This is a genomic window from Dactylosporangium thailandense, assembly GCF_059739745.1.
This window is the reverse complement of record NZ_AP029195.1, coordinates 11,264,359-11,289,830: the sequence shown is the minus strand read 5'-3', so window position 1 is coordinate 11,289,830 and position 25,472 is coordinate 11,264,359. Positions and strand designations below refer to the sequence as shown.

Here is a 25,472-nt window from a genome sequence, read left to right as displayed (position 1 = left end):
CCTGCTTCCGGGCTCGCTCCAGCCTGGGCTCATGTCCAGGCTCTTCATGGTATCGGCTGCGGGCGCGAGCGACCGGCCTCATTTTTTCCACGGCGCGCTGCGGGGTCCCGGGCGTTGCCCCGAACGCGTTCGGCCGAACATGCCGTCTGCGCCGATTCGGCCACGAACCACCCGGCTGGGCTGGTAGGGAGGCAGTTGACCGATTCACGAAAGGGGGCCGGAGCCATGGTCGAGCGCACCGGATACATCGACGGCGAGCCCTGCTGGGCGGACGTCGTGGCGGCGGACGTCCCGGCCGCGCAGCACTTCTACTCGTCCGTGTTCGGATGGGAGTACGCCGACACCGGCGCCGAGTTCGGCAACTACGTCATGTGCACGAAGGACGGGCGGATCGTGGCCGGGATGAGCCCGCCGATGCCCGGCTCGGAGCAGCTGCCGGCGGCCTGGAGCCTGTACCTCATGTCGCACGACCTCGCCGAGACCTCGCGGCGCATCGAGGAGCACGGCGGCAAGATGCTCGTCGCGCCCATGGACATCCCGGAGAACGGCCGGATGCTCTTCGCCATGGACCCCTCCGGCGCCGCGTTCGGCGCCTGGGAGCCGGGCCGGCACACCGGCTCGCAGCTGTTCGACGAGACCGGCGCCCTGTGCTGGGCCGAGGTGACGACGCGGGAACCCACCGTGACGGACTTCTTCTACCACGGCCTCTTCGGATACCGCCAGACCCGGATCGCCGGGACCACCGACGCCGGGGAGGAGTCGTTCGACTACTCGTCGTGGAGCCTCGGTGACGCCGACCCGGTCGCGGGCCGCCTCACGATGGACTCGGAGTGGGACGGGGTCCAGGCCCACTGGAGCGTCTACTTCGCCACCGACGACACCGACGCCGCGGCCGAGCGCGTCGTGGCGGCGGGCGGCCGCGTGCAGCACGGCCCGTTCGACTCCCCGCACGGCCGCCTGGCCGTGATCGAGGACCCCAACGGGGCCGTGTTCACGATGATCAGCCGCTGAGTCAGAACCGGTGCCCGTCGAAGGCCTCCTGACCCCGGCTGAGGCGGTACGTCGCCCAGTGCATCCGCACCACGGTCCCGTCGGCGTCGCGGGTGAGCCGTAGCAGCTCGCCCGCCTCCCGGCCCGACACGGTGCGGAACAGGTCCGGCGAGCCCTCGACGGCCGCGAACACCGCCGGCGGCAGCTTGCCGGGCGCGTCGACCGCGCGGGCGTGCAGGGTGCCGTCGCGCCAGCTGAAGCCGTACTCGAACCCCTCGCTCCACCACCGTCCGAGCACGCTGCGGTACTGCGGCGGCGCCGGAGGCCCGGGCACCCAGGGCGCGATGGCCGCGGGGTCCTCCTCGACCACGGCCGCGAGCAGCTCGTGCGGCAGCTCGCAGATGTCCCGGGCCGTGCCGGACGATCCCAGCGCCGCCGCCCCGAGCGCCCGCGGCGTGCCGGCCCCGCCGACCCGTCCGTAGGCGCCGGCGAGGAACCCGGGCATGGCCCCGTCGTGCCCGACGTGCACGACCCGCTCGGCGCCCGGCCGCGGGTGCAGGATCAGGCCGAGCCCGAAGCCGCGGGCCCAGAGCACCTCCTCGGTGACCGTCTGCGGCGCGCGCATCTCCTCCACGGTCGCCGCGGACAGCACGGTGCCGTTGGGGTCCATCTCGCGCGGATCGGCGAGGAAGGCGGCCCAGCGCGCCAGGTCGGCCGCGGTGGTCCACAGCTGCGCGGCCGGCCCGACGGCGCCGAAGTCGGTCGACGGCTCCGGGTGCGCGTAGTCGGACCAGGCGTCGACCTGGTATCCGGTCACCGGCCGCTGCGGGGTGACCGCGGTGTCGTGCAGCCCGAACGGGTCGAGGATGCGCTCCTGCAGCACCTCGGCCCACGTCCCGCCGCGCAGCCGCCCGACCAGGTGCCCGAGCAGCGCGATCGCCAGGTTGGAGTAGTGGAAGCGCCGGCCGGGGCGCAGCACCTGCTCGGCCCGGTCCAGCTGGGCCAGCATCTCCTCCAGGTCGGGCGCCCGCATGGTGTCCCAGACGTCGCCGAACGGCTCGCGCTGCAGGCCCGACACGTGTGACAGCATCCGGCCGACGGTGAGCTCGCCGTGGGCCTTCACGGGCAGGTGGCGGGCGATCTGGTCGTCGAGCTCGAGCAGCCCCTCGTCGCGGCACTGCATGACCAGCACGGCCGTGAAGGTCTTGGTGACCGACCCCATCCGCAGCTGACTGCCGGCGTCGACGCCCTCGCCCACCTGGAACGTCCACAGCGGACGGTCGGCGCGGTGGACCGCGACGCTGAGGGCCGGCACTCGGGCGTCCGCCTGCACGTGCCGGGTGATGCGTTCGTACCGCTGCGTCGCCTTCATCGCGACACCATCGGCCCGATCGGCGTACCCCCGAGGATGTGCCCGTGCGCGTGGAAGACCTCCTGGCCGCCGTCGGCGCCGCTGTTGAAGATCAGCCGGTACCCGCTCGCGGCGACCCCCTCGGCCTCGGCCACGGCCGCGACCGTGGCGAGCACCTCGCCGGCCAGCCCCGGGTCGGCCCCGCCCAGCGCGGAGACGTCGGCGTGGTGGGCCTTCGGGATCACCAGCACGTGGACCGGCGCCTTGGGATCGATGTCGCGGAACGCCAGCGTCGTGGCGGTCTCGTGCACCACCGTCGCCGGAATCTCGCCCGCGACGATGCGGCAGAACAGGCAGTCACTCGTCACCAGTGCATCCTAGGGGCCGCCGGCCGCGCACACGGCCGCTCAGCGCGCCGGCGCCACCCGGCGCGACGCACGCGCCGCTCGTGCCGCTGGTGCCGCTGGTGCCGCGCGCCGGCGCCACCCGGCGCGCCGCTCGTGCCGCTCGTGCCGCTCGTGCCGCTCGTGCCGCTGGTGCCACCCGGCGCGACGCACGGCACCAGCGGCGGGGCCTAGGCTGCGCGCATGGCTGCTCAACGGGTCCTCGTCACCGGCGCGGCGCGCGGCATCGGCGCCGCGATCGCGCACGCCTTCGCGTCCACCGGCGCGCGTGTCGCCGTGCACCGGCGCGCCCCCGCCCCGCTCGACCTCCCCGGCGACGGCCACGCCGTGGTGACGGGCGACCTCGCGGACCCGGATGCCGTACGCGCGATGGTCGACGCCGCCGCCGAAGCCCTCGGCGGCCTGGACGTGGTGGTCAACAACGCCGCCGTGTACCTCGAGCACAAGATCACCGAGACCTCGTACGAGCAGTGGCAGACGGCCTGGCGCGACACCCTGGCCGTCGACCTCCTGGCCCCCGCGAACGTGTGCTGGTGCGCGGCCCGGCACCTGCCCCCGGGCGGGCGGATCGTCAACGTCAGCTCGCGGGGCGCCTATCGCGGGGAGCCGGACCATCCCGCGTACGGCGCCGCGAAGGCCGCCCTCAACTCGATGACCCAGAGCCTCGCGAGGGCGCTCGCGCCGCGGGGCATCGCCGTGTCGGCGGTCGCCCCGGGGTTCGTGGCCACCGACCTGGTCGCGGACCTGCTGGCCTCACCGGAGGGCGACGCGATCCGCTCCCAGAGCCCCTTCGGACGCGTCGCGAAACCGGAGGAGGTCGCGGCGGCGGTGCTGTACCTGGCGTCGCCGCAGGCCGAGTGGTCCTCGGGCGCCGTGCTGGACCTGAACGGCGCGAGCTACTTCCGCTGACCGGCCCGATCGCCGAGGGCGTGCGTCGCCGCCGACCTCACCAGCGCCCGAGCCGCACCGACAACGCGGCCACCGCGGCCGCCCCGGCGGTCGAGGTCCGCAGCACCTCCCGGCCGAGCCGGACCGCGGTCCCGCCGATCGCGTCCAGCTCCTCCGGCGCCACCCCGCCCTCCGGCCCGACGACCAGCGTGATCGACCCGGACGCGGGCAGCGGCACCGACGACAGGGGCAGCGCGGCCTCCTCGTGCAGCACCAGCACGGTGCCGGACAGCGCCAGCTGCCGCGTCGTGCACGCCGGCGCGACCTCGGGAATCCACGAGCGGCGGGACTGCTTGGCCGCCTCGCGCACGGTCGAACGCCACCGTTCGAGGGGCCGCTCGTCCTTCCAGCGCGCGATGCTGCGAGCCGCCTGCCACGGCACGATGCGGTCGACGCCGACCTCGGTCAGCAGTTGTACGGCGAGCTCGGCCCGCTCCCCCTTCGCGATGCCCTGTACCACGGTGAGGGCCGGGTCGGGCGCGGGCTCGAAGGTGGGCTCGTCCAGCTCCAGCGTCAGGGCACCCTTGCGCGCCGCGGTGACCACGGCCCGGGCCACGCCGCCGCGCCCGTCGGCGAGCAGCAGCGCCTCGCCCGGCGTGATCCGCTGCACATCGGCAGCGTGATGCCCCTCGGGGCCGTCGAGTACAAAAGACGACCCCGAAGGCAAAGCTGGTACAAGAAACAGCGGCAGGCTCACGCCGCCTCCGCTCCGCTCCGGCGACGCGAGCCAAACCTGTGCCCCTGGTGAGCGGCCCCTCCGCTCCGCTCCGGCGACGCGAGCCAAACCCTGCACCCCAGGTGAGCGGCCCCTCCGCTCCGCTCCGGACCGCTCACGCCGCCTCCGCTCCGCTCCGGCGACGCGAGCCAAACCTGTGCCCCTGGTGAGCGGCCCCTCCGCTCCGCTCCGGACCGCTCACGCGTGCCCGTTGAACGCGTCGCGCATCCGCGAGAAGAAGCCGCCCTGCTTCGACAGCTCGGCGACCTCCTCGCCCCGGCTGCGGGCGAACTCGCGCAGCAGGCGCTCCTGCTCCGGCTCGAGGCGTGTCGGCGTGCGCACGTCCAGGTGGACGTAGAGATCGCCGCGACCGGCGCCGCGCAGGTGGGGCACGCCCTTGCCGCGGATGCGCAGCGTGGAGGTCGGCTGGGTGCCGGCCTTCACGTCGACCGTCTCCTCGCCGTCGAGGGTCTTGATGGTCAGCCGGGTGCCGAGCGCCGCCGCGGTCATCGGCACGGTGACGCGGCAGTGCAGGTCGTCGTCCTTGCGCGAGTACACGTCGTGCGGGCGCTCGTGGATCTCGACGTAGAGGTCGCCGGGCGGGCCGCCGCCGGGGCCGACCTCGCCCTGCTGGGCGAGGCGGATGCGCATGCCGTCCTCGACGCCCGACGGGATCTTGACGGTGAGCGAGCGGCGGGTGCGGACCCGGCCGTCGCCGCCGCAGGTCGCGCACGGGTGCGGGATCACGGTGCCGAAGCCCTGGCAGGCCGAGCAGGGGCGGGCCGAGACGACCTGGCCGAGGAACGTGCGCTGGACCGACTGGACCTCGCCGCGGCCCTGGCAGATCTCGCAGGTCTGCGGGTGGGTGCCCGCCGCGGTGCCGGCCCCCTGGCAGGTGCCGCAGACGATCGCGGTGTCGACCTGGATCGGGGCCTCGACGCCGAACGCGGTCTCGTGCAGGTCGAGGTCGAGCCGCAGGATCGCGTCGGCGCCCGGACGCACGCGCGGGCGGGGCCCGCGGGCGGACTGGGTGCCGAAGAAAGCGTCCATGATGTCCTGGAAGCCCACGAACGCCCCGCCGGCCGGGCCGCCCCCGCCACCGCTGGGCGCGAGCGGGTCGCCGCCGAGATCGACCATCTCCCGCTTGCGCGGGTCGGACAGGACCTCGTAGGCCGCGTTGATCTCCTTGAACTTCTCCTGTGCCGCCGGGTCGGGATTGACGTCCGGGTGGAACTCGCGGGCCAACCGCCGGTAGGCCCGCTTGATCTCATCGGCTGTGGAGTCCCGCTTGACGCCGAGAATCCCGTAATAGTCCTTCGCCACTGAGTCCTATGCCCCTGAGATAGATGTCAACTCTGTGCCAGCAGGTCGCCGACGTAGCGTGCCACGGCCCGCACGGTCGCGATGTTCGCGGGGTAGTCCATGCGGGTCGGCCCGAGCACGCCCATCCCCCCGACCACCATGGTGCCCGGTCCGTAGCCGGTGGCCACGATCGACGCGGTCCGCAGGTCCTCGATCTCGTTCTCGTCGCCGATGCGCACCCGGGTCATGCTGGGCTCGACCTCGCCGAAGAGCTTGAGCAGGATGACCTCCTCCTCGAGCGCCTCGAGGATCGGGCGCAGCGAGCCCTGGAAGTCCAGCAGGCCGCCGCGGGCCAGGTTGGCGGTGCCGGCGAGCGCGATGCGCTCCTCGGACCGCTCGACCAGCGTCTCCAGCAGGACGGTCGACAGCGCCGTCATCGGCGGCCGCAGGCTCGGCGCGGTCTCCTCGACGAGGGCCACCACGAGCGGAGGCGTGTCCGCCAGCCGCTTGCCGACCAGCTTCTCGTTGATCATGCGGCGCAGCTCGGTGACGTCGTCGGCCAGGATCGGCCCCGGGAGGTCGACCAGGCGCTGCTCGACGCGGCCGGTCTCGGCGATCATCACCACCATGAGCCGCGTCGTGGAGATCGGCACCAGCTCGAAGTGCCGCACGCTCGCCCGCGACAGGCTGGGATACTGCACCACGGCCACCTGCCGGGTGAGCTGCGCGAGCAGCCGCACGGTGCGGTGGACCACGTCGTCGAGGTCGACCGCCCCGATCAGGAACCGCTCGATGGCCCGGCGCTCGGCCTGGCTCAGCGGCTTGACCCGGGAGAGCTTGTCGACGAAGAGCCGGTAGCCGGCGTCGGTGGGCACCCGGCCCGCACTGGTGTGCGGCTGTCGGATATATCCCTCCTCCTCCAGCACCGCCATGTCGTTGCGGACGGTCGCCGGGGAGACCCGCAGGTTGTGCCGTTCGACGAGCGACTTGCTCCCGACCGGTTCCTGGGTGGCGACGTAGTCCTCGACGATGGCGCGAAGCACTTCGAGCTTCCGCTCGTCAAGGCCCATGGCACCTCCTCGAGGACTGGCACTCCCAACTCGTGAGTGCCAGTCTACGTCAGTCGCGCGGGGGCACGCGATGATCGTTTGGCGCACGATAGACGCCACGGCCGCTGTACTGGGTAAAACTTGTCCAAAAGAAGTCATGTCGTGTCGCTGGCGCCACTTGATCGATGCACCTACCGTGGCCCCCATGAGTGAACCACCTCGCCCCGGGGAATACGGCATGCCGTCGGACCCCAACTCCGGGTACCCGCCCCAGCCGCCCGTGTCGGGTGGTGGGTACGCTCCGCCGCCGTCGAGCGGCGGCGGGGCCTATGGCACCCCGCCCACGTCGGGCGCCGGGTACGACCAGTCCGGCTACCAGCAGCCGGGTTACCAGCAGCCCGGCTATCAGCAGCAGCCCGGCGGCTACCAGCAGCCGGGTGGGTACCAGCAGCCCGGTTACCAGCAGCCCGGCGCCTACGGGCAGCCCGGCGCGCCGGCCGGCTACGCCAACAGCGACGAGAAGACGTGGGCGCTCATCGCCCACTTCGGCGGAATCGTCGTCGGCTTCATCGCCCCGCTCGTCGCGCTCCTGGCGAAGGGCAACGAGTCGCCGACCGTCAAGGCCCACGCGAACGAGGCCCTGAACTTCCAGATCACGTGGGGCATCGCCATGATCGTGGCGGTCATCGTCTCGATCTGCTCGTTCGGGATCCTGTTCTTCCTGCCGTTCCTGGTGTGGATCGTCATCATCGTCTTCGCCATCCTCGGCGGCATGAAGGCGAACAACGGGGAGCTGTACCGCTACCCGATGACGTTCCGCTTCATCAAGTAGGACCCAGCTTCCAGGAGGGGCGGCCCATCGGGCCGCCCCTGCTTACGTCAGCGCCCGGGCCACGCCATCGGCCAGCAGACGGCCACGCAGCGTGAGCACCGCGCGGCCCGCCGCGAACGCGTCCGGGTCCAGCTGCCCGTCGGCGAGGCAGTCGCGCGCGCCCGCGAGCCCGGCGGCGTCGAGCACCTCCAGCGGCAGGCCGTCCGCGAGCCGGATGCGCAGCAGCACGTCCTCCAGGTGCCGCTCGTCCGGCGTCAGTACCTCCCGGGCCTGCCCCGGCGACGCGGAGTCCGCGAGCCGCGCGGCATAGGTGTGCGGGTGCTTCACGTTCCACCAGCGCACCCCGCCGACGTGGCTGTGCGCGCCCGGCCCGAGCCCCCACCAGTCCCCGCCGCGCCAGTACAGCTCGTTGTGCCGGCACGGCGAGTCCCTCGACCAGTTCGAGACCTCGTACCACGTGAAGCCCGCGGCGTGCAGGGCCTCGTCGGCGGCGAGGTAGCGGTCGGCGGCCACGTCGTCGTCGGGGTACGGCAGCTCGCCGCGGCGCATCCGGGCGGCCATGCGCGTGCCGTCCTCGACGATGAGCGCGTACGCGCTGACGTGGTCGACCCCGGCGTCGACCACGGTCGCGAGGGACCCCGCGAAGTCCTCGGGCCGCTCCCCCGGCGTGCCGTAGATCAGGTCCAGGTTGACCCGCTCGAATCCGGCCGCCCGGGCCTCGGCGGCGGCCGCGGCGGGCCGGCCGGGCGTGTGCCGGCGGTCCAGGACGGCCAGCACGTGCGGCGCGGCCGACTGCATGCCGAGGGAGATGCGGTTGAAGCCGGCCGCGCGCAGCTGCCGCAGCCCGGCGAGGTCGACGGACTCGGGGTTGGCCTCGGTGGTCACCTCGGCGCCGGCGGCCAGGCCCCAGGCGCGGTCGATGCCCTCCAGGATGCGGCCGAGCTCGGACGGGGGCAGCAGCGTCGGGGTGCCGCCGCCGAAGAAGACGGTGTCGACCCGGGGCGGGCGCACGACCTTGGCGGCGAGGGCCAGCTCGTCGAGCACCTGCTCGGCGTAGCCGGCGCTGAGCACGCCCTCGCTCGCGGTGTAGGTGTTGAAGTCGCAGTACCCGCACCGCGTGGCGCAGAAGGGCACGTGGACGTACACCCCGAAACCCTCGCGACCGGCGCCGTCCGCGACCCCGTCGGGCAGCGAACCGTCGCGGGGAATCGGCTCGCCTTCTGGCAGTGATCCGGGCATCCCACTAGTGTGCCCGCATGTCTCTGGTGCTCTCGGAAACCGCACGGGGCGTGGCGACGCTCACCCTGGACAGCCCGGCCAACCGCAACGCGCTGTCCACGGCCCTGATCGAGGAACTGCTCGCGGCGCTGGCCGCGGCCGACGCCGACCCGTCGGTCCGCGCGATCGTGCTGACCCACACCGGCCCGGTCTTCTGCTCCGGCGCGGACCTGAAGGAGACGGCGGCCGCGTTCGGCTCGGGCAGACCGCCGGTGAGCCGGCTCGGCGACGTGCTCGCCGCGATCTGGGAGGGCCGCAAGCCGGTCGTGGCGCGGGTCGCGGGGCCGGCCCGGGCCGGCGGCCTGGGGCTGATCGCCGCCGCCGACATCGCGGTGTGCGCGAGCACCGCCACGTTCGCGTTCTCCGAGGTGCGCATCGGGGTGGTCCCCGCGGTGATCTCGGCCACAGTGCTCCCGCGGCTGGACCGGCGGGCCGCGGCCGAGCTGTTCCTCACCGGCGCCACGTTCGACGGGGCCCGGGCCGAGCGCATCGGGCTGGTGACCGCGGCGGTGGACCCCGACGGGCTCGACGCCGCGGTGGACGCCTACGTGCGCGACCTCGTCCGGGGCGCCCCCGGGGCCCTCGCCGGCACCAAGGAGCTGCTGCGGACGCCGAAATCCGACAGCTTCCGCGACGAGATCCGGGCGATGACCGAGCTGTCCGTCGCCTACTTCGGCTCGCCCGAGGGCGTCGAAGGAATCGCCGCATTCCGCGAGAAAAGGGACCCGAACTGGGTACCCGACGGCGCCGCCTGACCGGGTCGGCTGGTATCTGCCACGTACGCTGTTCGACCTGACGACTGGGAGGTGGACGTGCGTGCGCGACGACTGGTGACGATCGCGGCCCTGGCGGCCGTGGCCGTGGCGCTGTGCGCGTACGTCGTGATCAACCGCATCAGCGAGAACATCCCGCTGACCGTCGCCACCGGCCGCGCCTGCGTGGTGAGCGCCGGCAACGCGGCCGTCGGGGCGACCGGGGACGCCTCCGAGGTCGAGCTCGACGCCGAGCAACTGGCCAACGCGGCCACCATCACCGCGGTCGGGCTGACCCGCAAGATCCCGCACCGCGGCCTGGTCGTCGCGCTGGCCACCGCCTGGCAGGAGTCGAAGCTGGAGAACCTGACCGGCGGCGACCGGGACTCGATCGGGCTGTTCCAGCAGCGGCCGAGCCAGGGCTGGGGCAAGCCCGAGCAGATCGCCGACCCGCGCTACGCGGCCGGGCAGTTCTTCACCGCGCTGCTCAAGGTCAAGGGCTGGGAGCAGATGCGGGTCACGGACGCGGCCCAGCAGGTGCAGCGCAGCGCGCACCCCGAGGCCTACGAGAAGTGGGCCGACGAGTCCGAGACGATGGTCAACGCCCTCAGCGGCGAGGTGGCGGGCGCTGTCGCGTGCACGGTCACCGAGGAGTCCAGCCGCGGCCCCGAGGCGGCCCGCTCCCTGAGCGCCGACCTGAAGCTGGACTGGGGCAGCGTCAAGACCGCGGACGTGAACAACCTCGTCGGGGTGGCCCTGAAGGTCGGCGAGAAGAAGACCGGCTGGCAGTACGCGCACTGGCTGGTCGCCCACGCCCAGGAGCGCGGGGTGAAGCGCGTCGTCTACGGCGACATGCAGTGGACGGCCACGAGCGGAGCGTGGGCGCACGTAACGGAGCGTGGCGGCATCGACGCCGGTCCCGGTGGGGAGCGGGTCGTCGCCGAGGTCTACTGAAGACCTTGACGTTGCTCGCGAGCAGCGGGTTGTCGCCCTTTCGGACATTGTCAGGTGGCCAACTCCCAAGTCGGCCCCATATGCACCTCGCGTTACCATCGGGTCGTTCGAGACCACGCGAGCGAAAGACCAAAGTAAGGGGAGGACATGACGTCCGCTGCACCCGACTACGGCGATCTCACCGGCTACGAGCCGATCAGCGAGACCGACCGCAAGGAGTTCCTGGACAACGGCTTCCTGCTGGTCCGCAACGTCCTCACGGAGGACCACCGGGCCGCGCTCGAGGCCGCGATGGACCGGGTCTACGAGGAGGAGAAGGCGGCCGGCTCCAAGAGCATGAAGAAGGACGGCACGCTGCACCTGCTGGGCTTCCTCAACCGCGACGAGCTCTTCGGGCACCTGCTGACCCAGCCGACCATCTTCCCCTACATGTGGGGCCTGGCCGGGTGGAACATCTACACGCACCACAACCACCTGGACGTCACGCCGCCCACCTCCGAGGAGGAGCCGCCCTCGTGGGGCTGGCACCAGGACGGGTATCGCCAGAACTCCGACCCGGAGACCATGGACCCGAACCTGCCGCGGCCCATGTTCTCGCTGAAGGTCGCCTACGTGATCTCCGACCTCTCGGAGACCGGCCGCGGCGCCACGAAGGTCATCCCGGGCAGCCACCTGTGGAACTCCCTGCCCCGCCCGGCCGACACCACGGTGCACAACCCCGACCCCGAGGGCACCGTCGAGATCACGGCGAACCCCGGTGACTGCTTCATCTTCGATCGGCGCCTCTGGCACTCGCGGTCGCCCAACTACTCGGACATCACCCGCAAGATGCTGTTCGTGGGCTACACCTACCGGTGGATCCGCATCCTCGACGACATGCCGATCGACTTCCAGGGCGAGTGGTGGAACAACCGCACCCCCGTGCAGCGTCAGCTGCTCGGTGAGGCGAGTCACACCGCGAACTACTGGGGCATCAACTGGAACGGTTACATCGACGAGGAGATTCCGCTCCGCAAGGAGCTGAAGACCCGCGGCCTGCTCGACCGTTCTATTCCCTGGCTGCGATAATCAAATCTCGGCACACACGCGAATGGCCCCCGGATTCGGATCCGGGGGCCATTCGCGTTCAGCTGGTGGTGAAACTTACAGGGCGCGGCGACCGCGGCCCGCGAAACCGGCCACCAGGGCCACGCCGATGGCGGCCACGACGACCTGGACCAGCAGCTCGCCCCAGTCGACACCCGGGGTGTCGGTGGCGATGCCGATCGCGTTCGCGATCAGGGTGCCGAGGAACGCGGCGATGATGCCGACGACGATGGTCAGCCAGATCGGCAAGTTCTGACGGCCGGGGACGACCAGCCGGCCGAGGGCGCCGATGATGAGACCGACGATCAGCGCGGTAATGATTCCGGTGACAGTCACTGGTCTTCCTCCTTGTACCAAGCTCAACCAGGGGGCGTTGCTTTGCGGTTGAACTTGTATTGCCCCCGGTCTCAGGGAGCCAAACGTACGGAAGATCGACGAACGACGGGATTGCGCAATACCGAGTCCATTGACGGAAAAGCCATCTCGGGCGGATCGTCCAGGGACAGCCAGGTGTACTCGCTGCCCTCCCCCGGGTCGAGCACGATCTCGCCCGCGGTGATGGTGGCGAGCCAGAAGCAGTCCAGCACCGGCAGCCGCTCGCCCTGGAAGTCGTACGACCCGATGAACATCCCGGCGAACTCGCCGAGCTCGACGGTCACGCCCAGCTCCTCGCGGGCCTCGCGCACGGCCGCCTCGGCGGGGTGCTCGAAGCCGTCGCAGAAGCCGCCAGGGAGGTCCCAGTAGCCCTTGCGGGGCTCGCGGGCCCGCCGGATGGCCAGGAACGTCTCGTCGCGCAGGATGACGACGGTGCCGGTGGGGCGCGGGTTGAGGTAGGTCTCGTAGCCGCACGCGGCGCACCTGGCGGGCGGGTCACCCGTGGGCGCGCCGCAGCGGGGGCAGTGCCGCATTACTTCTTCGGCTTGTCGGCGCCGGAGGTGTCGGAGGTTGACAGGGCGGCGATGAACGCCTCCTGCGGCACCTCGACCCGGCCCACCATCTTCATCCGCTTCTTGCCTTCCTTCTGCTTCTCCAGCAGCTTGCGCTTGCGGCTGATGTCACCGCCGTAGCACTTGGCGAGCACGTCCTTGCGGATGGCGCGGATCGTCTCGCGGGCGATGATCCGGCTGCCGATGGCGGCCTGGATCGGCACCTCGAACTGCTGGCGCGGGATGAGCTTCTGCAGCTTGCCGGCGATGGTGACGCCGTAGTTGTACGCCTTGTCCTTGTGCACGATCGAGCTGAACGCGTCGACCGCCTCGCCGTGCAGCAGGATGTCGACCTTCACCAGGTCGGAGGCCTGCTCGCCGCTGGGCTCGTAGTCGAGGCTGGCATAGCCCTTGGTCCGGCTCTTGAGCTGGTCGAAGAAGTCGTAGATGATCTCGCCGAGCGGCAGCGTGTAGCGCAGTTCGACCCGATCGGCGGACAGGTAGTCCATGCCCAGCAGCGAGCCGCGGCGGCCCTGGCAGAGCTCCATGACCGCGCCGACGAAGTCGTTGGGGGTCAGCACGGTGGCCCGGACGGTCGGCTCGAAGATCTCGCCGGTCTTGCCGTCAGGGAACTCGCTGGGGTTGGTGACCGCGACCTCGGTGCCGTCGGTGGTGATCACGCGGTACACCACGTTGGGCGCCGTGGAGATCAGGTCGAGGTTGAACTCGCGCTCCAGCCGCTCCTGGATGATCTCCAGGTGCAGCAGGCCGAGGAAGCCGCAGCGGAAGCCGAAGCCGAGCGCGAGGCTGGTCTCGGGCTCGTAGACCAGGGCCGCGTCGTTGAGCTTGAGCTTGTCGAGGGCGTCGCGCAGCAGCGGGTAGTCCGAGCCGTCGATCGGGTACAGGCCCGAGTACACCATCGGCTTGGGGTCCTTGTAGCCCCCCAGCGGCTCGGTCGCCGGCTTCGCGTTGATGGTGACCGTGTCACCCACCCGCGACTGGCGCACGTCCTTCACGCCGGTGATGAGGTAGCCCACCTCGCCCGCCCCGAGCCCGGTGCTCTTGATCGGCTCGGGCGAGATGACGCCGATCTCCAGCAGCTCGTGCACCGCGCCGGTGGACATCATGCGGATGCGGTCGCGGGCCTCGATCCGCCCGTCGACCACCCGGACGTAGGTGACCACGCCCCGGTACACGTCGTAGACGGAGTCGAAGATCATCGCCCGGGCCGCGCCGGCGGAGTCGCCGGTCGGGGCCGGCAGCTGCCGCACGATCTCGTCCAGCAGGTGCGCGACGCCCACACCCGTCTTGCCCGAGACGCGCAGGCAGTCGTCCGGCTCGCAGCCGATGAGGTGGGCCAGCTCCTCCGCGTACTTCTCCGGCTGCGCGGCCGGCAGGTCGATCTTGTTGAGCACGGGGATGATCTGCATGTCGTTCTCGAGCGCGAGATACAGGTTGGCCAGCGTCTGCGCCTCGATGCCCTGGGCGGCGTCGACGAGCAGGACGGCCCCCTCGCACGCGGCCAGGCTGCGCGAGACCTCATAGGTGAAGTCCACGTGGCCCGGCGTGTCGATCATGTTCAGCACGAACTCGTCGCCGGCCAGGCCGCCCTCGCGAACCTTCCACGGCATACGCACGGCCTGGCTCTTGATCGTGATGCCGCGCTCGCGCTCGATGTCCATGCGGTCGAGATACTGGGCCCGCATCTGCCGCGCCTCGACCACCTCGGTCAGCTGCAGCATCCGGTCGGCCAGCGTCGACTTCCCGTGGTCGATGTGGGCGATGATGCAGAAGTTGCGGATCCGGTCCGGCACGGTGGCGCCGGGGCGGTTCGCGCCGGGGTCGATCGTCGGTGGCACAGGCGTCCGTTCTCCATCGGGCTGGGGATCGCATATATCGTCCCACGCCCGCCGCGAAACTGGCTCACGGCCGTACCCTGCGGCAATCTCCCCGGCCGGCACTTTCGGAGAAAACCGGACGTTCGGCGCATGAACCGGGCACCATAGGGTACGAACCCGGAGCCACGCCCACCCGAGAGACCCGTGAGAGCCGACCGAGAGGACATCGAGAGGCCTGCATCGAATACTGGATCGCGGTCCCCCGATCACGTCCGGAACGGGGGTCGGCGAGACCGGCTGCGCAACCGACCTCGCCGAGCGGGCGTCACTTGGGGACCGGAACAGGCACGCTCCGGAGCGGGTCCAACTCCATAGGCAGTGAGACCAGCCGCAGCGTCAGAGCAGCGCGCCCTCGTCGTGGAGCCAGTCCACGAAGCCGAGGGCCACCACGGCCGCGCAGTCGACGAGCTCGGCAACGAGTGCCTCGTGCGCGCCCGACAGCAGCGGCACCTGCATCTCGGCATAGATGGGCAGCTGGCCACGGTCGGTCGCGTCGCCGACGTAGGCCTTGTAGAAGCGCCGGGTGTGGTTCCACTCGTTGATCACCCGGTAGGCCCGGTCGGCCCAGTCCGGCGGAACCGTCGCGTGCGGCCGCGCCCGGATGACCAGGATCTCGTCCGCCGGCCCCTCCAGCGCGAACAGCACCGCGTGGCGCTCCCAGAGCGCGAGCAGGCTGCCGTCGCCGTCCGTCAGGTAGCGGATGTCGAGCTTCTCGAGGGCCTCCGCGACCCGTGGCAGTGTCACCGGCGCGATCCCGCCGGCGCCGTCCTCCTGCGGCTTCTCGCACGCTCCGTCGATCGTCGGGGTTGCGTCTTCCCGCGGCAGCTGAGCCACGATCGAGTCGGTCTTCGACCCACTCGCCTGCTCGGCCCGCCATGGCCACCTTGGCATCGTCCCGGCTCCCTGCTCCCCCGTGCGCCTCCACCCGCATGTGCGGTCCGTCGCCAACCGAATTCGCTCGGCGGTGGACCCGAAAGAGGACGGTACCCGTTCGGTCGAGTTTCAGCAGCCCCCAATTTCACCCTCGCACCACCCGTTCGGGTGAGGGTCTTACAGCCGTCTATCCGATGAGCAGTGATCCGCCCGCCCGATGCCAGGCAGAGCCATATGCGCAGGCCAGGGCCGTCCACGGGCCCGAAATCCGGACATCGACCAAGTCTGGCGGGCCGCCGCCGACGAACCCCATGCGGATGACCGCCTGGACGAGACGCTGCGTGACGGGTATACGCCGGCCCGCCTCCGTGGTGACCACGATGGGCTCATGATCGAGCAGCGCGTCGCGCAGGACCCGGGAGCCGACCGGGCGGCCGCCGACCCCCTCGGCGGCGGCGGTGCGCAGAGTCTCCGCGGCCGCCGCGCCGACCCGCAGGACATCGGCCGCCGGGATGCGCTCGACCACCGTCCCGGGGATCGGCGGCAGCGACCAGCGCCAATCCGTGTCCCGCGATGCGGGAAGCTCGCCATCGACCGACGTGAGCAGATCGCGGGCCGAGACGGTCCGGTCCCGGGACACCGCGGCGGCGATGCCGCGGGTCACGAGCACCCCCCACGGCAGCCGCGACCACAGCGCCACCCGCTCCCCCGCGGGCCGCAGCCGCACGACGGCGGCCGGGTCGAGCCGGGCCACCCGCGCGGCGAACGCGCAGACGTCGGAGCGGCCGGATTCGGCCAGCCAGGCCACTATCCGAGCCAGGGCGAGAGGAACTCGCGCTCGATGTCGCGGACCCGGCGGGGGCGCCCGGCCTCGAGGTCGTAGGGCACGCAGACGGTCCGCGCCCGGGACGCCAGCTCGTCGCCGTCGAAGAGCTCGTACGCCACGATCAGCCGCGACGCCTTGATCTCCTCGATCCACAGCTCGATGCGCACCGGGTCGCCGTAGTCGATCGGCCGGAGATAGTCGATCTCATGACGTGAGATGACGATGCCGTTCTCGAACGACTCCAGGCCGGCCGCGCGGGCGGCGGTGAACATCAGCGCAACGCGCGCCTCCTCGTAGAGCGTGAGGAAGCGCGCGTTGTTGACGTGCCCGTACGCGTCCAGATCGGACCAGCGCAGGGCGCAGTGGTAAATGAAGCGGGCCACTACTGTCGGCTGCTGTCAGTCGCGGGTGAGCTTGCGGTAGGTCACGCTGTGTGGCCGGGCCGCCTCGGGGCCGAGCCGGTCGACCTTGTTCTTCTCGTAGGACTCGAAGTTGCCCTCGAACCAGAACCACTTGGCCGCGTTCTCGTCGTCGCCCTCCCAGGCCAGGATGTGCGTGGCCACCCGGTCCAGGAACATCCGGTCGTGGGAGATGACCACGGCGCAGCCAGGGAACTCCAGCAGCGCGTTCTCCAGCGAGGACAGCGTCTCGACGTCGAGGTCGTTGGTCGGCTCGTCCAGCAGCAGCACGTTGCCGCCGATCTTGAGCGTCAGCGCCAGGTTGAGCCGGTTGCGCTCGCCGCCGGAGAGCACCTTGGTCGGCTTCTGCTGGTCGGGGCCCTTGAAGCCGAACGCGGCCACGTAGGCCCGCGAGGGCATCTCGACCTTGCCGACCATGAGGTGGTCCAGGCCGTCGGAGACGACCTCCCAGACGGTCTTGTCGCCGTCGAGGCCGGTCCGGTTCTGGTCGACGTAGGACAGCTTGACCGTCTCGCCGACCCGCACCACGCCCTCGTCCGCCGTCTCCAGCCCGACGATGGTCTTGAACAGCGTGGTCTTGCCGACGCCGTTCGGGCCGATGATGCCGACGATGCCGTTGCGCGGCAGCGAGAACGACAGCCCGTCGATCAGCACGCCGCGCTCGTGGAAGCCCTTGACCAGGTCCTTGGCCTCGATGACCATGTTGCCCAGGCGCGGGCCCGGCGGGATCTGGATCTCCTCGAAGTCCAGCTTGCGGGTCTTCTCCGCCTCGTTGGCCATCTCCTCGTAGCGCTCGAGGCGGGCCTTGGACTTGGTCTGGCGGGCCTTGGCGTTGGAGCGGACCCACTCGAGCTCCTCGGAGAGGCGCTTCTGCAGCTTCTGGTCCTTGCGTCCGGCAACCGCCAGCCGCTGGGCCTTCTTCTCCAGGTAGGTCGAGTAGTTGCCCTGGTAGCCGTGCACCTGGCCGCGGTCGACCTCGGCGATCCACTCGGCCACGTGGTCGAGGAAGTACCGGTCGTGGGTGACGGCCAGCACGGCGCCCGCGTACTTCTGCAGGTGCTGCTCCAGCCAGTTCACACTCTCGGCGTCGAGGTGGTTGGTGGGCTCGTCCAGCAGCAGCAGGTCGGGCGCCTCGAGCAGCAGCTTGCACAGCGCGACCCGCCGGCGCTCACCCCCGGAGAGCTGGGTGACGTCGGCGTCGGGGGCCGGGCAGCGCAGGGCGTCCATGGCCAGCTGCAGCTTGGAGTCGATGTCCCACGCGTCGGCGTGGTCGAGCTCCTCCTGGAGGCGGCCCATCTCCTCCATCAGCTCGTCGGTGTAGTCGGTCGCCATGAGCTCGGCGACCTCGTTGAACCGCGCGAGCTTGGCCTTGGTGTCGGCGACGGCCTCCTCGATGTTGCCCAGGACCGTCTTGCTCTCGTTGAGCGGCGGCTCCTGCAGCAGCATGCCGACGGTGTAGCCGGGCATGAGCCGGGCCTCGCCGTTGCTCGGCTTGTCCAGCCCGGCCATGATCTTGAGCAGGCTCGACTTGCCGGCGCCGTTCGGGCCGACGACACCGATCTTCGCGCCGGGCAGGAACGACAGCGTGACGTTGTCGAGCACGACCTTGTCGCCGTGCGCCTTGCGCGCCTTCTCGAGCACGTAGATGTACTGCGCCACGGTGCGCCCCTACCTCCGGTCAGCTTGCGTACGGGAATCGCCCCAATCTTTCCAGGCCCGGCGCCGAGTGCCCAACCCACCCCTCAGGCGGGCGGGTAGGCTTGGATCACTCCGTAGGTCTTCGAGCCGATCGCCAGGCTCCGGGGCGTGACGGTGTAGGTGGTCCCGTCATTGGTGACGGAGTACGACCGGTTCTTGGCGTCCTCGGTGGCGCCCGGGCGCAGCAGCCCGTTCTTGCCCTCCTCAGGGATCTCGCCGCCGTCCTCGTCGGCCCAGTTCTCGAGGCGGTCGTGGCCCTGGTACCACAGCCCGGAGCCGTCCTTCTCGCGGCAGATCCAGGCCTCCTTGTTGTTGCCGGTCCGCACGTACTGCACCAGCTGCATCGGCACCGCCGCGCCCGGGTCCTGCTTGAGGGCGCCCGCGCTGACGAACTGCGGGCAGGCGCGCGGCCGCGCCGGGTTGGCGGCGCTGGTCGCGGCTCCGGAGGGCACCGCCAACGGACCGTCACCGGCGGTTGACTTATTCTCATCAATGTCACGTAAGCCGAGGACGTACCCGAAGAGGGCGCCGATGACGGTGAGGATGAGCAACGAGAGACCGACGACGGTGACGGTCCGGCTCGACTCCCGTACGGGTTCGACATCGATGCGCGACATGCACAGCAGGATCGCACCTGTGAGCCAGCACTCCGCATGCTGCCAGGTCGCACTCGGGATCAGTAGGCTGAAAGTACGAGGGTGGATCACCCAGGGGGAGGACTCGACACGTGGCTGGAGACAGTGCATTCGTAGTGGTCGCCAACCGGTTGCCCGTCGACAAGGTGGTGGGCCCGGACGGTGAGGTCAGCTACCGCAGGAGCCCGGGCGGGCTGGTGACGGCGCTCGAGCCCGTGCTCGAACAGCGCAACGGGACCTGGGTCGGCTGGCCCGGCGGGAGCGGGGACACCGACGCCCAGGAGGAGACGTTCGAGGCCGGCGGGATTCATCTGCACACCGTGCCGCTCAGCGCGGGCGAGATCGAGCGCTACTACGAGGGCTTCTCCAATTCCAGCCTCTGGCCGCTCTATCACGACGCCGTGGAGACGCCGATCTTCAAACGACGATGGTGGGAGTCGTACCGTCTGGTCAACGAGCGATTCGCGAAGGCGGTCGCCGACGATGCCGCGCCGGGCGCCACGGTGTGGGTGCAGGATTACCAGTTGCAACTCGTGCCGGCCCTGTTGCGCGAGTCCCGGCCCGATCTCAAGATCGGATTTTTTCTGCACATCCCATTCCCGCCCGTCGAACTGTTCATGCAACTACCGCGCCGCGCGGACATTCTCAAGGGTCTGCTCGGTGCCGATCTGGTTGGTTTCCAGCGGCCACTCGGCGCGCAGAACTTCGTCCAACTGGCCCGACATCTGCTCGGCACTCGCGTGCGCCGCGGAATCGTGGAGTGGGAGGGCCGCACCGTGCGCGCCGAGGCGTTCCCGATCTCGATCGACGTCGAGGAGATGCGGCGTCTCGCCGCCTCGCCGGAAGTGCAGGCCAGGGCGGCCGCGATCCGCACCGAGCTGGGCGAGCCCCGCACGATCATCCTGGGCGTGGACCGGCTCGACTACACCAAGGGCATCGAAAGGCGCCTCAAGGCATTCAGGGAACTGCTGTCGGATGGACGACTCACGGCGCCCGAGACGGTGATGGTACAAGTGGCTACGCCGAGCCGGGAGCGGGTGGAGCACTACCAGACGCTCCGGGTGAACGTCGAGCGTGAGGTCGGGCGGATCAATGGGGAGTACGGACGAGTTGGCCAACCGGCCGTGCACTATCTCCATCAGTCGTACAGTCGGGCTGAGTTGGCGGCGTTGTATGTTGCGGCCGACGTGATGATGGTGACTCCGCTGAGGGATGGCATGAACCTGGTGGCCAAGGAGTATGTCGGTGCCCACGCCGACGGCCGGGGCGCCATCGTGCTTTCGGAGTTCGCGGGCGCGGCCGCCGAGCTGCGCCAGGCGTACCTGTGCAATCCGCACGACCTCGACGGGGTGAAAGACGCACTCATGCGTGCGATCCATGTCGACCCGGTCGAGGGCCGCAAGCGAATGCATGCTATGCATTCCCACCTGCGCGCCCACGATGTCCGAACCTGGGCGGACTCGTTCCTGGACGCGCTCGGCGCCGCATCATGACCCGCCCGTCGGCACGGCGCCTGCTCGACCGCACAGCTCCAACCGCTCGGCACCCTGACGAAGACTTCGTCGAGCAAACAGTCGAACACCTCGTCGAACACCCTGTCGAACACCCTGTCGAACACCCTGAATGCACAACTGACTTCCACGAACAGGCCGGACATGAACCAGACCTCGGCGACAGGCAACGGCCTCTCGCTCGACCCGGACCTCCGCGCGGCGGTGCTACGTGTCGCCCGCGTGCCCAACCTCTTGGTGGCATGTGACTACGACGGCACCCTCGCGCCGATCGTCGCGGACCCCACCAAGGCGACTCCGACCGCCGAGTCCGTAGCCGCCGTGCGCGCCCTCTCGTCGCTGCCGCAGACGACGGTGGGCGTGATCAGCGGCCGGGCCCTGCGTGACCTTGCCGCCCTGTCCCGCCTCCCCGCCGAGGTGCGCCTCGTCGGCAGCCACGGCTCCGAGTTCGACGTCGGCTTCGTCGACGAGCTGCCGCCCGAGCGCCAGCAGCGGCGCGGCGAGCTGCAGGCCGCGCTCAACGCGATCTGCCGGGACCAGCCGGGCGTCCGGCTGGAGAGCAAGCCCGCGAGCATCGCGGTGCACACCCGGGCCGCGCCGCGGGACGTGGCCCAGCGGGTCTTCGACGCCGTGCGCAGCGGGGCGGCGCTGTGGCCCGACATCGAGGTGACCACCGGCAAGGAGGTCATCGAGCTCTCGGTGGTGCCGACCGACAAAGGCCTGGCCGTCGACGCGCTGCGCATGCAGGTGTCGGCGAGCGCGGTGGTCTACCTCGGCGACGACGCCACCGACGAGAAGGCCTTCGCCCACCTGCACGGCCCTGACCTCGGCATCAAGGTCGGGACGGCCGACGAGGAGACGCAGGCCCGCTTCCGCATCGACGGCGCGGAGGCGGCGGTGGCCGTGCTCGAGCTGCTGCTGTTCACCCGGCGGCGCTGGCTCTTCGGCGAGCAGGCGGTGCCGATCGAGCGGCACTCGATGCTCTCCAACACCCACACCGTCGCCCTGCTCACGCCGGCCGCCCGGGTCACCTGGCTGTGCCACCCGAAGCCGGACTCGGGCGCGGTCTTCGCCGACCTGCTCGGCGACACGGCGGCCGGGCACTTCACGGTGCAGCCGGAGAAGGGCGGCACCCCGCTCGGGCAGCGCTACCGGCCGGGCACCATGACCGTGGAGACCCGCTGGTCGGGCCTCACCGTCACCGACTGGCTGGACCACCACCGCACCGGCAACTCGCTGATCCGTGTGCTGTCGGGCAGCTCCCGGGCCCGCATCGACTTCGTCCCGCGCCCGGACTTCGGCCAGGTGCACATCCGCCTCCAGCCGCTCGGCGGCGACGGGCTGCTGGTGCTGGGCTCCAACGAGCCGATCGCGCTGTACTCCCCCGGCATCGAATGGGAGATCAGCTCCGACGGCCACAGCGACATGGCCCGCGCGACGGTCGACCTCAGCGCGGTCGGCGGCACGGCCATGCTGGAGCTGCGGCTCGGCACCGACTCGATCGAGGCGCCGCGGGTGGCGCTGACCGAGCGGCAGATCGCGGCCGAGGCCGCCTGGCGCGACTGGTCGGAGTCGCTCAAGCTGCCCTCGGTCGCCAAGGACCTGGTCCGGCGCAGCGCGCTCACCCTGCGCGGCCTGTGGCACAAGCCCAGCGGCGCGATCCTGGCCGCCGCGACCTCCTCGCTGCCGGAGGAGATCGGCGGCTCCCGCAACTGGGACTACCGGTACTGCTGGCTCCGCGACGCCTCCCTGACCGCCAAGGCACTCGTCGACCTCGGCTCCACCGAGGAGGCCGAGTCCCTGGTGCGCTGGACGCTGCGGGTGTCCGACAACACCGACGGGCACCCGGAGCGGCTCCACCCGCTCTACACCCTCGACGGCACCGAGCTCGGCCCCGAGGCCGTGATCGAGGCGCTGCCCGGCTACGCGGGCTCCCGTCCCGTGCGCATCGGCAATGCGGCCAACGGCCAGGTGCAGCTCGACGTGTTCGGCCCCGTCGCCGACCTCATCTGCGCCCTCGCCGACGTGCGCCCGCCCGAGGAGGGCGACTTCGCGCTCATGAACGCGATGGTCGAGGCCGTCGAGCGCCGCTGGCACGAGCCGGACCACGGCATCTGGGAGGCCCGCCGACGCCCGCGGCACTACGTCTACTCGAAGGTCATGTGCTGGATGACCGTCGACCGCGGCATCCAGCTCTTCGAGCGCCAGGGCCGCCCGGTCCCGGAGGGCTGGCACGCCCTGCGCGAGACCATCGCCGGCAACGTGCTCGACAAGGGCTGGAACGAGAAGGTCGGCGCGTACACGGTCGCCTACGGCTACGAGGAGATGGACGCCTCGGTGCTGTGGATCGGCCTGTCCGGCCTGCTCACCGACGACGACCCGCGGTTCCTGGCCACGGTCCTGGCCGTCGAGGCCGACCTGCGCGAGGGCCCGACCGTGTACCGCTACCGCTGGGACGACGGCCTGCCGGGCGTCGAGGGCGGCTTCCACCTGTGCACGACGTGGATGATCGAGGCCTACCTGCGCACCGGCCGCCGCGCCGACGCCGAGGAGCTCTTCGCCCAGTTCATCGAGTGCGCCGGCCCGACGGGGCTCATCCCGGAGGAGTACGACCCGATGACCGAGCGCGCCCTGGGCAACCACCCGCAGGCGTACTCGCACCTGGGCCTGATCCGCTGCGCCCTCGAGCTCGACCGCGCGTAGGACGCGAACGAACCGGGGCGCCCCTTCGATCCGAAGGGGCGCCCCGCGCGCGTGTGGCCGCCCGGACCTACGACTCGGCGGGCCGGGCGGCGGACAGCGCGTCGACGACCGGGCCGATCACGATCACGGCCGGCGGGCGCAGGCCGGCCGACTTCGCGGCGTCGGCGACCGTGGCCAGCGTCGCCCGTACCGTCCGCTGATCCCGGGTGGTCCCCTCCTGCACGACGGCGACGGGCGTGTCGGGGGCCCGCCCGTGCTCCAGCAGGATCGCGGCGATCGAGGGCAGGTTCTTCAGCCCCATCAGCACGCACACCGTCCCCCGCAGCCGGGCGAGGGCCGCCCAGTCCACGAGCGACTCCGCGTGCCCCGGGGCGAGATGCCCGGAGACCACCGTGAACTCGTGCGCAATCCGGCGATGGGTCACCGGGATCCCGGCCGCGGCCGGCACGGCGATCGAGCTTGTGATCCCCGGCACCACGACGACCGGCACCCCGGCCGCCGCGCACGCGAGCACCTCCTCGCCGCCTCTGCCGAAGACGTACGGATCCCCGCCCTTCAGTCGCACCACGAACTTCCCGGCCTGGGCGCGCGTGACGAGGACCCGGTTGATCTCCTCCTGGGCGGCCGAGGGCCCGTAGGGGATCTTGGAGGCGTCCACGAGCTCGACCTCCGGCCGCAGCTCGTCCAGCAGGAGCCCGGACGCGAGGCGGTCGATCACCACCACGTCGGCCGCGGCCAGCAGCCGCCGCCCGCGCACGGTCAGCAGCTCGGGGTCGCCCGGCCCGGACCCGACGAGCGCGACGGTCCCGGCCAGGTCGGCACCCGCGACGACGCCGGCCGTCGCCAGCTGCTCACCGATCGCGTCGCGCACCGCCACCGCCCGGGCCGGGTCGCCGCCGGCCAGCACGGCCACGGTCAGCGGGCCGTGCCGGGTCACCGCGGGCGTCCACGCGGTCGCGGCGTGCCGGTCGTCGGCGCGCACGGTGAAGATCCGCTTCGCGGCGGTCACCTCGCTGATCGCGCGGGCCGCCTCCGGGTCGCTGACGGCGACGTGGACGAGCCACACGTCGTCGACGTCGGCGGGCTCGAAGCGGCGCTCGCGCCAGGTGAGCCGGCCGGCGTCGAGGTGGGCGCGCAGGGCGGGGGTGATGTGCGGGGAGACGAGCACGACGTCCGCGCCCGCATCGAGCAGTGCGGGCACGCGCCTGGTGGCGACCGCGCCGCCGCCGACCACCAGGACGCGTAACCCGTCGAGCCGTAAACCGAGGGGGTAGGGGTTCACTTGTGGGCTACTCCAGCGGAATCGAAAGTGGCAACCTCGTGCAACACGCGGACAGCACTGGCCACGATCGGCAGCGCCAGCACGGCGCCGGTGCCCTCGCCCAGGCGCAGGCCCAGGTCGACGAGCGGTTCGAGCTCAAGATAGCCCAGGGCCACCGTCGCGCCCGGCTCGGCCGAGCGGTGCCCGGCGATCATCGCGGCGGTCGCGGCCGGGGCGAGCGCGTGGGCGGCCAGGGCGGCCGAGGCGGCGATCACGCCGTCGAGCACGACCGGCACACGCAGCTGGGCCGCCTTGAGGATGTACCCGGCCAGCGCCGCGTGCTCGTAACCCCCGACCGCGGCCAGCACGTCGATCGGGTCCTCGGCCTTCAGCCCGACGACGGCGGAGGTGACCACGGCGACCTTGCGGGCGTGCGTCTCGCTGTCGATGCCGGTGCCGAGCCCGGTCACGGCGGCCGGGTCGGCGTGCGTGAACGCCGCGATGAGCGCCGCCGACGGGGTGGTGTTGGCGATGCCCATGTCGCCGGTGAGCAGTGCCCGGGCGCCGCCGTCGACCAGGTCCGCGGCGACCCGCATGCCGGTCTCGAGCGCCTGGACGGCCTCGTCGCGGGTCATCGCCGGCTCGGTGCTCAGGTCGCGGGTCCCGGCCCGCACCTTGCGGTCCAGCAGACCCTCGGCCGGGTCGAGCGCGGCCTTCACGCCCACGTCCACGACCGTGACCGAGACCCCGGCCTGGCGCGCGAAGGCGTTGACCACGGCGCCGCCGGCGAGGAAGTTCGCCACCATCTGCGCGGTGACCTCCTGCGGCCAGGGGGTCACGCCCTGCTCGTGCACGCCGTGGTCCCCGGCGAAGATCGCGAGCGCGGCCGGCTCGGGAATCGGCGGCGGGCACGTGCCGGAGAGCCCGGCCAGCCGTACCGCCAACGTCTCCAGCGCCCCGAGCGACCCCATCGGCTTCGTGAGGCGGGCCTGCAGGGCCCGGGCGGCCGCGATGGCCTCGTCGTCGAGCGGCCGGATCGCGGCAATCGTCTCGTGCAGCAT

Annotated in this window: 24 protein-coding genes; 8 read left to right on the top strand and 16 right to left on the bottom strand. The window is 71.4% G+C overall.

Translation table 11 applies throughout. The annotated features are described in order from the left end of the window. The first annotated feature begins 225 nt into the window (after positions 1 to 225). Positions 226 to 1,011, top strand: a complete 786-nt coding sequence (locus tag AC6JBM_RS50645; protein WP_497980671.1) for a VOC family protein — start codon at positions 226 to 228, stop codon at positions 1,009 to 1,011. Position 1,012: 1 nt separating this feature from the next. Here the strand turns inward: AC6JBM_RS50645 and AC6JBM_RS50640 are convergent, their stop codons facing one another. Together AC6JBM_RS50640 and AC6JBM_RS50635 are read right to left on the bottom strand one after the other, a co-directional pair. After that, entirely contained in the window at positions 1,013 to 2,362 is a 1,350-nt protein-coding gene (locus tag AC6JBM_RS50640) for a serine hydrolase domain-containing protein (RefSeq protein ID WP_497980670.1), read from the bottom strand. Beyond that, positions 2,359 to 2,712 carry an HIT domain-containing protein gene (locus AC6JBM_RS50635; protein WP_497986718.1) on the bottom strand — a complete coding sequence of 118 codons (354 nt, stop codon included), beginning with the start codon at positions 2,710 to 2,712 and terminating at the stop codon, positions 2,359 to 2,361. The genes AC6JBM_RS50640 and AC6JBM_RS50635 overlap by 4 nt, the downstream gene beginning before the upstream one ends. Before the next feature lie 216 nt (positions 2,713 to 2,928). On the opposite strand from AC6JBM_RS50635, the gene AC6JBM_RS50630 reads away from it, so the two are divergent. Beyond that, a complete protein-coding gene (locus tag AC6JBM_RS50630) occupies positions 2,929 to 3,654 on the top strand; it encodes an SDR family NAD(P)-dependent oxidoreductase (protein WP_497980669.1) in 726 nt (241 codons plus the stop codon). Between the two features lie 37 nt (positions 3,655 to 3,691). Here the strand turns inward: AC6JBM_RS50630 and AC6JBM_RS50625 are convergent, their stop codons facing one another. The 3 genes from AC6JBM_RS50625 to hrcA form a co-directional block, all read right to left on the bottom strand. Further along, positions 3,692 to 4,390 carry a 16S rRNA (uracil(1498)-N(3))-methyltransferase gene (locus AC6JBM_RS50625; RefSeq protein WP_497980668.1) on the bottom strand — a complete coding sequence of 233 codons (699 nt, stop codon included), beginning with the start codon at positions 4,388 to 4,390 and terminating at the stop codon, positions 3,692 to 3,694. Between the two features lie 216 nt (positions 4,391 to 4,606). Next, positions 4,607 to 5,731 (bottom strand): molecular chaperone DnaJ, encoded by a 1,125-nt coding sequence (dnaJ, locus tag AC6JBM_RS50620; protein WP_350620825.1) that lies wholly within the window; start codon positions 5,729 to 5,731, stop codon positions 4,607 to 4,609. Between the two features lie 26 nt (positions 5,732 to 5,757). Next, complete coding sequence (gene hrcA, locus AC6JBM_RS50615; RefSeq protein WP_433079812.1) at positions 5,758 to 6,780, bottom strand: heat-inducible transcriptional repressor HrcA; 1,023 nt, start codon at positions 6,778 to 6,780, stop codon at positions 5,758 to 5,760. Positions 6,781 to 6,964: 184 nt separating this feature from the next. Between hrcA and AC6JBM_RS50610 the strand changes: the two genes are divergently transcribed. Beyond that, positions 6,965 to 7,591, top strand: coding sequence for a DUF4870 domain-containing protein (locus AC6JBM_RS50610; RefSeq protein WP_497980667.1), 627 nt, complete (start codon positions 6,965 to 6,967; stop codon positions 7,589 to 7,591). Positions 7,592 to 7,633: 42 nt separating this feature from the next. On the opposite strand, the gene hemW is transcribed toward AC6JBM_RS50610, so the two are convergent. Next, a complete protein-coding gene (hemW, locus tag AC6JBM_RS50605) occupies positions 7,634 to 8,830 on the bottom strand; it encodes a radical SAM family heme chaperone HemW (protein ID WP_497980666.1) in 1,197 nt (398 codons plus the stop codon). 17 nt (positions 8,831 to 8,847) lie between these two features. Here hemW and AC6JBM_RS50600 point away from each other — a divergent pair, with 17 nt between their 5' ends. The 3 genes from AC6JBM_RS50600 (at position 8,848) to AC6JBM_RS50590 (ending at position 11,643) form a co-directional block, all read left to right on the top strand. After that, complete coding sequence (locus AC6JBM_RS50600; RefSeq protein ID WP_497980665.1) at positions 8,848 to 9,624, top strand: enoyl-CoA hydratase-related protein; 777 nt, start codon at positions 8,848 to 8,850, stop codon at positions 9,622 to 9,624. Positions 9,625 to 9,675: 51 nt separating this feature from the next. After that, a complete protein-coding gene (locus tag AC6JBM_RS50595; protein ID WP_497980664.1) occupies positions 9,676 to 10,575 on the top strand; it encodes a VldE C-terminal domain-containing protein in 900 nt (299 codons plus the stop codon). Positions 10,576 to 10,722: 147 nt separating this feature from the next. Further along, the gene (locus AC6JBM_RS50590; protein ID WP_350620837.1) at positions 10,723 to 11,643 is read left to right on the top strand and encodes a phytanoyl-CoA dioxygenase family protein; all 921 of its coding nucleotides are present in this window, start codon (positions 10,723 to 10,725) and stop codon (positions 11,641 to 11,643) included. A 75-nt stretch (positions 11,644 to 11,718) separates the two neighbouring features. Here the strand turns inward: AC6JBM_RS50590 and AC6JBM_RS50585 are convergent, their stop codons facing one another. The 8 genes from AC6JBM_RS50585 to AC6JBM_RS50550 all read right to left on the bottom strand — a co-directional run bounded on the left by AC6JBM_RS50585 (position 11,719) and on the right by AC6JBM_RS50550 (position 18,918). Next, positions 11,719 to 11,997 (bottom strand): GlsB/YeaQ/YmgE family stress response membrane protein, encoded by a 279-nt coding sequence (locus AC6JBM_RS50585; protein WP_497980663.1) that lies wholly within the window; start codon positions 11,995 to 11,997, stop codon positions 11,719 to 11,721. A 71-nt stretch (positions 11,998 to 12,068) separates the two neighbouring features. After that, on the bottom strand, positions 12,069 to 12,569 hold the full coding sequence (locus AC6JBM_RS50580) for an NUDIX domain-containing protein (protein WP_497980662.1): 501 nt from the start codon (positions 12,567 to 12,569) through the stop codon (positions 12,069 to 12,071). After that, positions 12,569 to 14,446, bottom strand: coding sequence for a translation elongation factor 4 (gene lepA / locus AC6JBM_RS50575; RefSeq protein ID WP_497980661.1), 1,878 nt, complete (start codon positions 14,444 to 14,446; stop codon positions 12,569 to 12,571). The genes AC6JBM_RS50580 and lepA overlap by 1 nt, the downstream gene beginning before the upstream one ends. A gap of 375 nt (positions 14,447 to 14,821) precedes the next feature. Next, the gene (locus tag AC6JBM_RS50570) at positions 14,822 to 15,376 is read right to left on the bottom strand and encodes a type III secretion system chaperone family protein (RefSeq protein WP_497980660.1); all 555 of its coding nucleotides are present in this window, start codon (positions 15,374 to 15,376) and stop codon (positions 14,822 to 14,824) included. A 169-nt stretch (positions 15,377 to 15,545) separates the two neighbouring features. Next, positions 15,546 to 16,166 carry a DUF8185 domain-containing protein gene (locus tag AC6JBM_RS50565; RefSeq protein ID WP_497980659.1) on the bottom strand — a complete coding sequence of 207 codons (621 nt, stop codon included), beginning with the start codon at positions 16,164 to 16,166 and terminating at the stop codon, positions 15,546 to 15,548. Beyond that, positions 16,166 to 16,567 (bottom strand): acyl-CoA thioesterase, encoded by a 402-nt coding sequence (locus AC6JBM_RS50560; protein WP_350620849.1) that lies wholly within the window; start codon positions 16,565 to 16,567, stop codon positions 16,166 to 16,168. The genes AC6JBM_RS50565 and AC6JBM_RS50560 overlap by 1 nt, the downstream gene beginning before the upstream one ends. Before the next feature lie 15 nt (positions 16,568 to 16,582). Next, positions 16,583 to 18,262 carry an energy-dependent translational throttle protein EttA gene (ettA, locus tag AC6JBM_RS50555; protein ID WP_497980658.1) on the bottom strand — a complete coding sequence of 560 codons (1,680 nt, stop codon included), beginning with the start codon at positions 18,260 to 18,262 and terminating at the stop codon, positions 16,583 to 16,585. 83 nt (positions 18,263 to 18,345) lie between these two features. Continuing rightward, a complete protein-coding gene (locus AC6JBM_RS50550; RefSeq protein ID WP_497980657.1) occupies positions 18,346 to 18,918 on the bottom strand; it encodes a hypothetical protein in 573 nt (190 codons plus the stop codon). 110 nt (positions 18,919 to 19,028) lie between these two features. On the opposite strand from AC6JBM_RS50550, the gene AC6JBM_RS50545 reads away from it, so the two are divergent. Both AC6JBM_RS50545 and otsB read left to right on the top strand, forming a co-directional pair. Next, positions 19,029 to 20,429 (top strand): alpha,alpha-trehalose-phosphate synthase (UDP-forming), encoded by a 1,401-nt coding sequence (locus tag AC6JBM_RS50545; RefSeq protein WP_497980656.1) that lies wholly within the window; start codon positions 19,029 to 19,031, stop codon positions 20,427 to 20,429. 162 nt (positions 20,430 to 20,591) lie between these two features. Then, positions 20,592 to 23,150, top strand: a complete 2,559-nt coding sequence (gene otsB, locus AC6JBM_RS50540) for a trehalose-phosphatase (RefSeq protein WP_497980655.1) — start codon at positions 20,592 to 20,594, stop codon at positions 23,148 to 23,150. A gap of 67 nt (positions 23,151 to 23,217) precedes the next feature. Here the strand turns inward: otsB and cobA are convergent, their stop codons facing one another. Together cobA and cobT are read right to left on the bottom strand one after the other, a co-directional pair. Further along, the gene (gene cobA, locus AC6JBM_RS50535; protein ID WP_497980654.1) at positions 23,218 to 24,432 is read right to left on the bottom strand and encodes a uroporphyrinogen-III C-methyltransferase; all 1,215 of its coding nucleotides are present in this window, start codon (positions 24,430 to 24,432) and stop codon (positions 23,218 to 23,220) included. Next, on the bottom strand, positions 24,429 to 25,472 hold the full coding sequence (gene cobT, locus AC6JBM_RS50530; RefSeq protein ID WP_497980653.1) for a nicotinate-nucleotide--dimethylbenzimidazole phosphoribosyltransferase: 1,044 nt from the start codon (positions 25,470 to 25,472) through the stop codon (positions 24,429 to 24,431). The genes cobA and cobT overlap by 4 nt, the downstream gene beginning before the upstream one ends.

Excerpts from the sequence above, each read along its gene's own strand:
- AC6JBM_RS50645 (WP_497980671.1), top strand. The coding sequence starts at position 226 with ATGGTCGAGCGCACCGGATACATCGACGGCGAGCCCTGCTGGGCGGAC.
- AC6JBM_RS50640 (WP_497980670.1), bottom strand. The coding sequence starts at position 2,362 with ATGAAGGCGACGCAGCGGTACGAACGCATCACCCGGCACGTGCAGGCG.
- AC6JBM_RS50630 (WP_497980669.1), top strand. The coding sequence starts at position 2,929 with ATGGCTGCTCAACGGGTCCTCGTCACCGGCGCGGCGCGCGGCATCGGC.
- hrcA (WP_433079812.1), bottom strand. The coding sequence starts at position 6,780 with ATGGGCCTTGACGAGCGGAAGCTCGAAGTGCTTCGCGCCATCGTCGAG.
- AC6JBM_RS50610 (WP_497980667.1), top strand. The coding sequence starts at position 6,965 with ATGAGTGAACCACCTCGCCCCGGGGAATACGGCATGCCGTCGGACCCC.
- hemW (WP_497980666.1), bottom strand. The coding sequence starts at position 8,830 with ATGCCCGGATCACTGCCAGAAGGCGAGCCGATTCCCCGCGACGGTTCG.
- AC6JBM_RS50600 (WP_497980665.1), top strand. The coding sequence starts at position 8,848 with ATGTCTCTGGTGCTCTCGGAAACCGCACGGGGCGTGGCGACGCTCACC.
- AC6JBM_RS50590 (WP_350620837.1), top strand. The coding sequence starts at position 10,723 with ATGACGTCCGCTGCACCCGACTACGGCGATCTCACCGGCTACGAGCCG.
- AC6JBM_RS50580 (WP_497980662.1), bottom strand. The coding sequence starts at position 12,569 with ATGCGGCACTGCCCCCGCTGCGGCGCGCCCACGGGTGACCCGCCCGCC.
- AC6JBM_RS50570 (WP_497980660.1), bottom strand. The coding sequence starts at position 15,376 with ATGCCAAGGTGGCCATGGCGGGCCGAGCAGGCGAGTGGGTCGAAGACC.
- AC6JBM_RS50550 (WP_497980657.1), bottom strand. The coding sequence starts at position 18,918 with ATGTCGCGCATCGATGTCGAACCCGTACGGGAGTCGAGCCGGACCGTC.
- otsB (WP_497980655.1), top strand. The coding sequence starts at position 20,592 with ATGAACCAGACCTCGGCGACAGGCAACGGCCTCTCGCTCGACCCGGAC.
- cobT (WP_497980653.1), bottom strand. The coding sequence starts at position 25,472 with ATGCTGCACGAGACGATTGCCGCGATCCGGCCGCTCGACGACGAGGCC.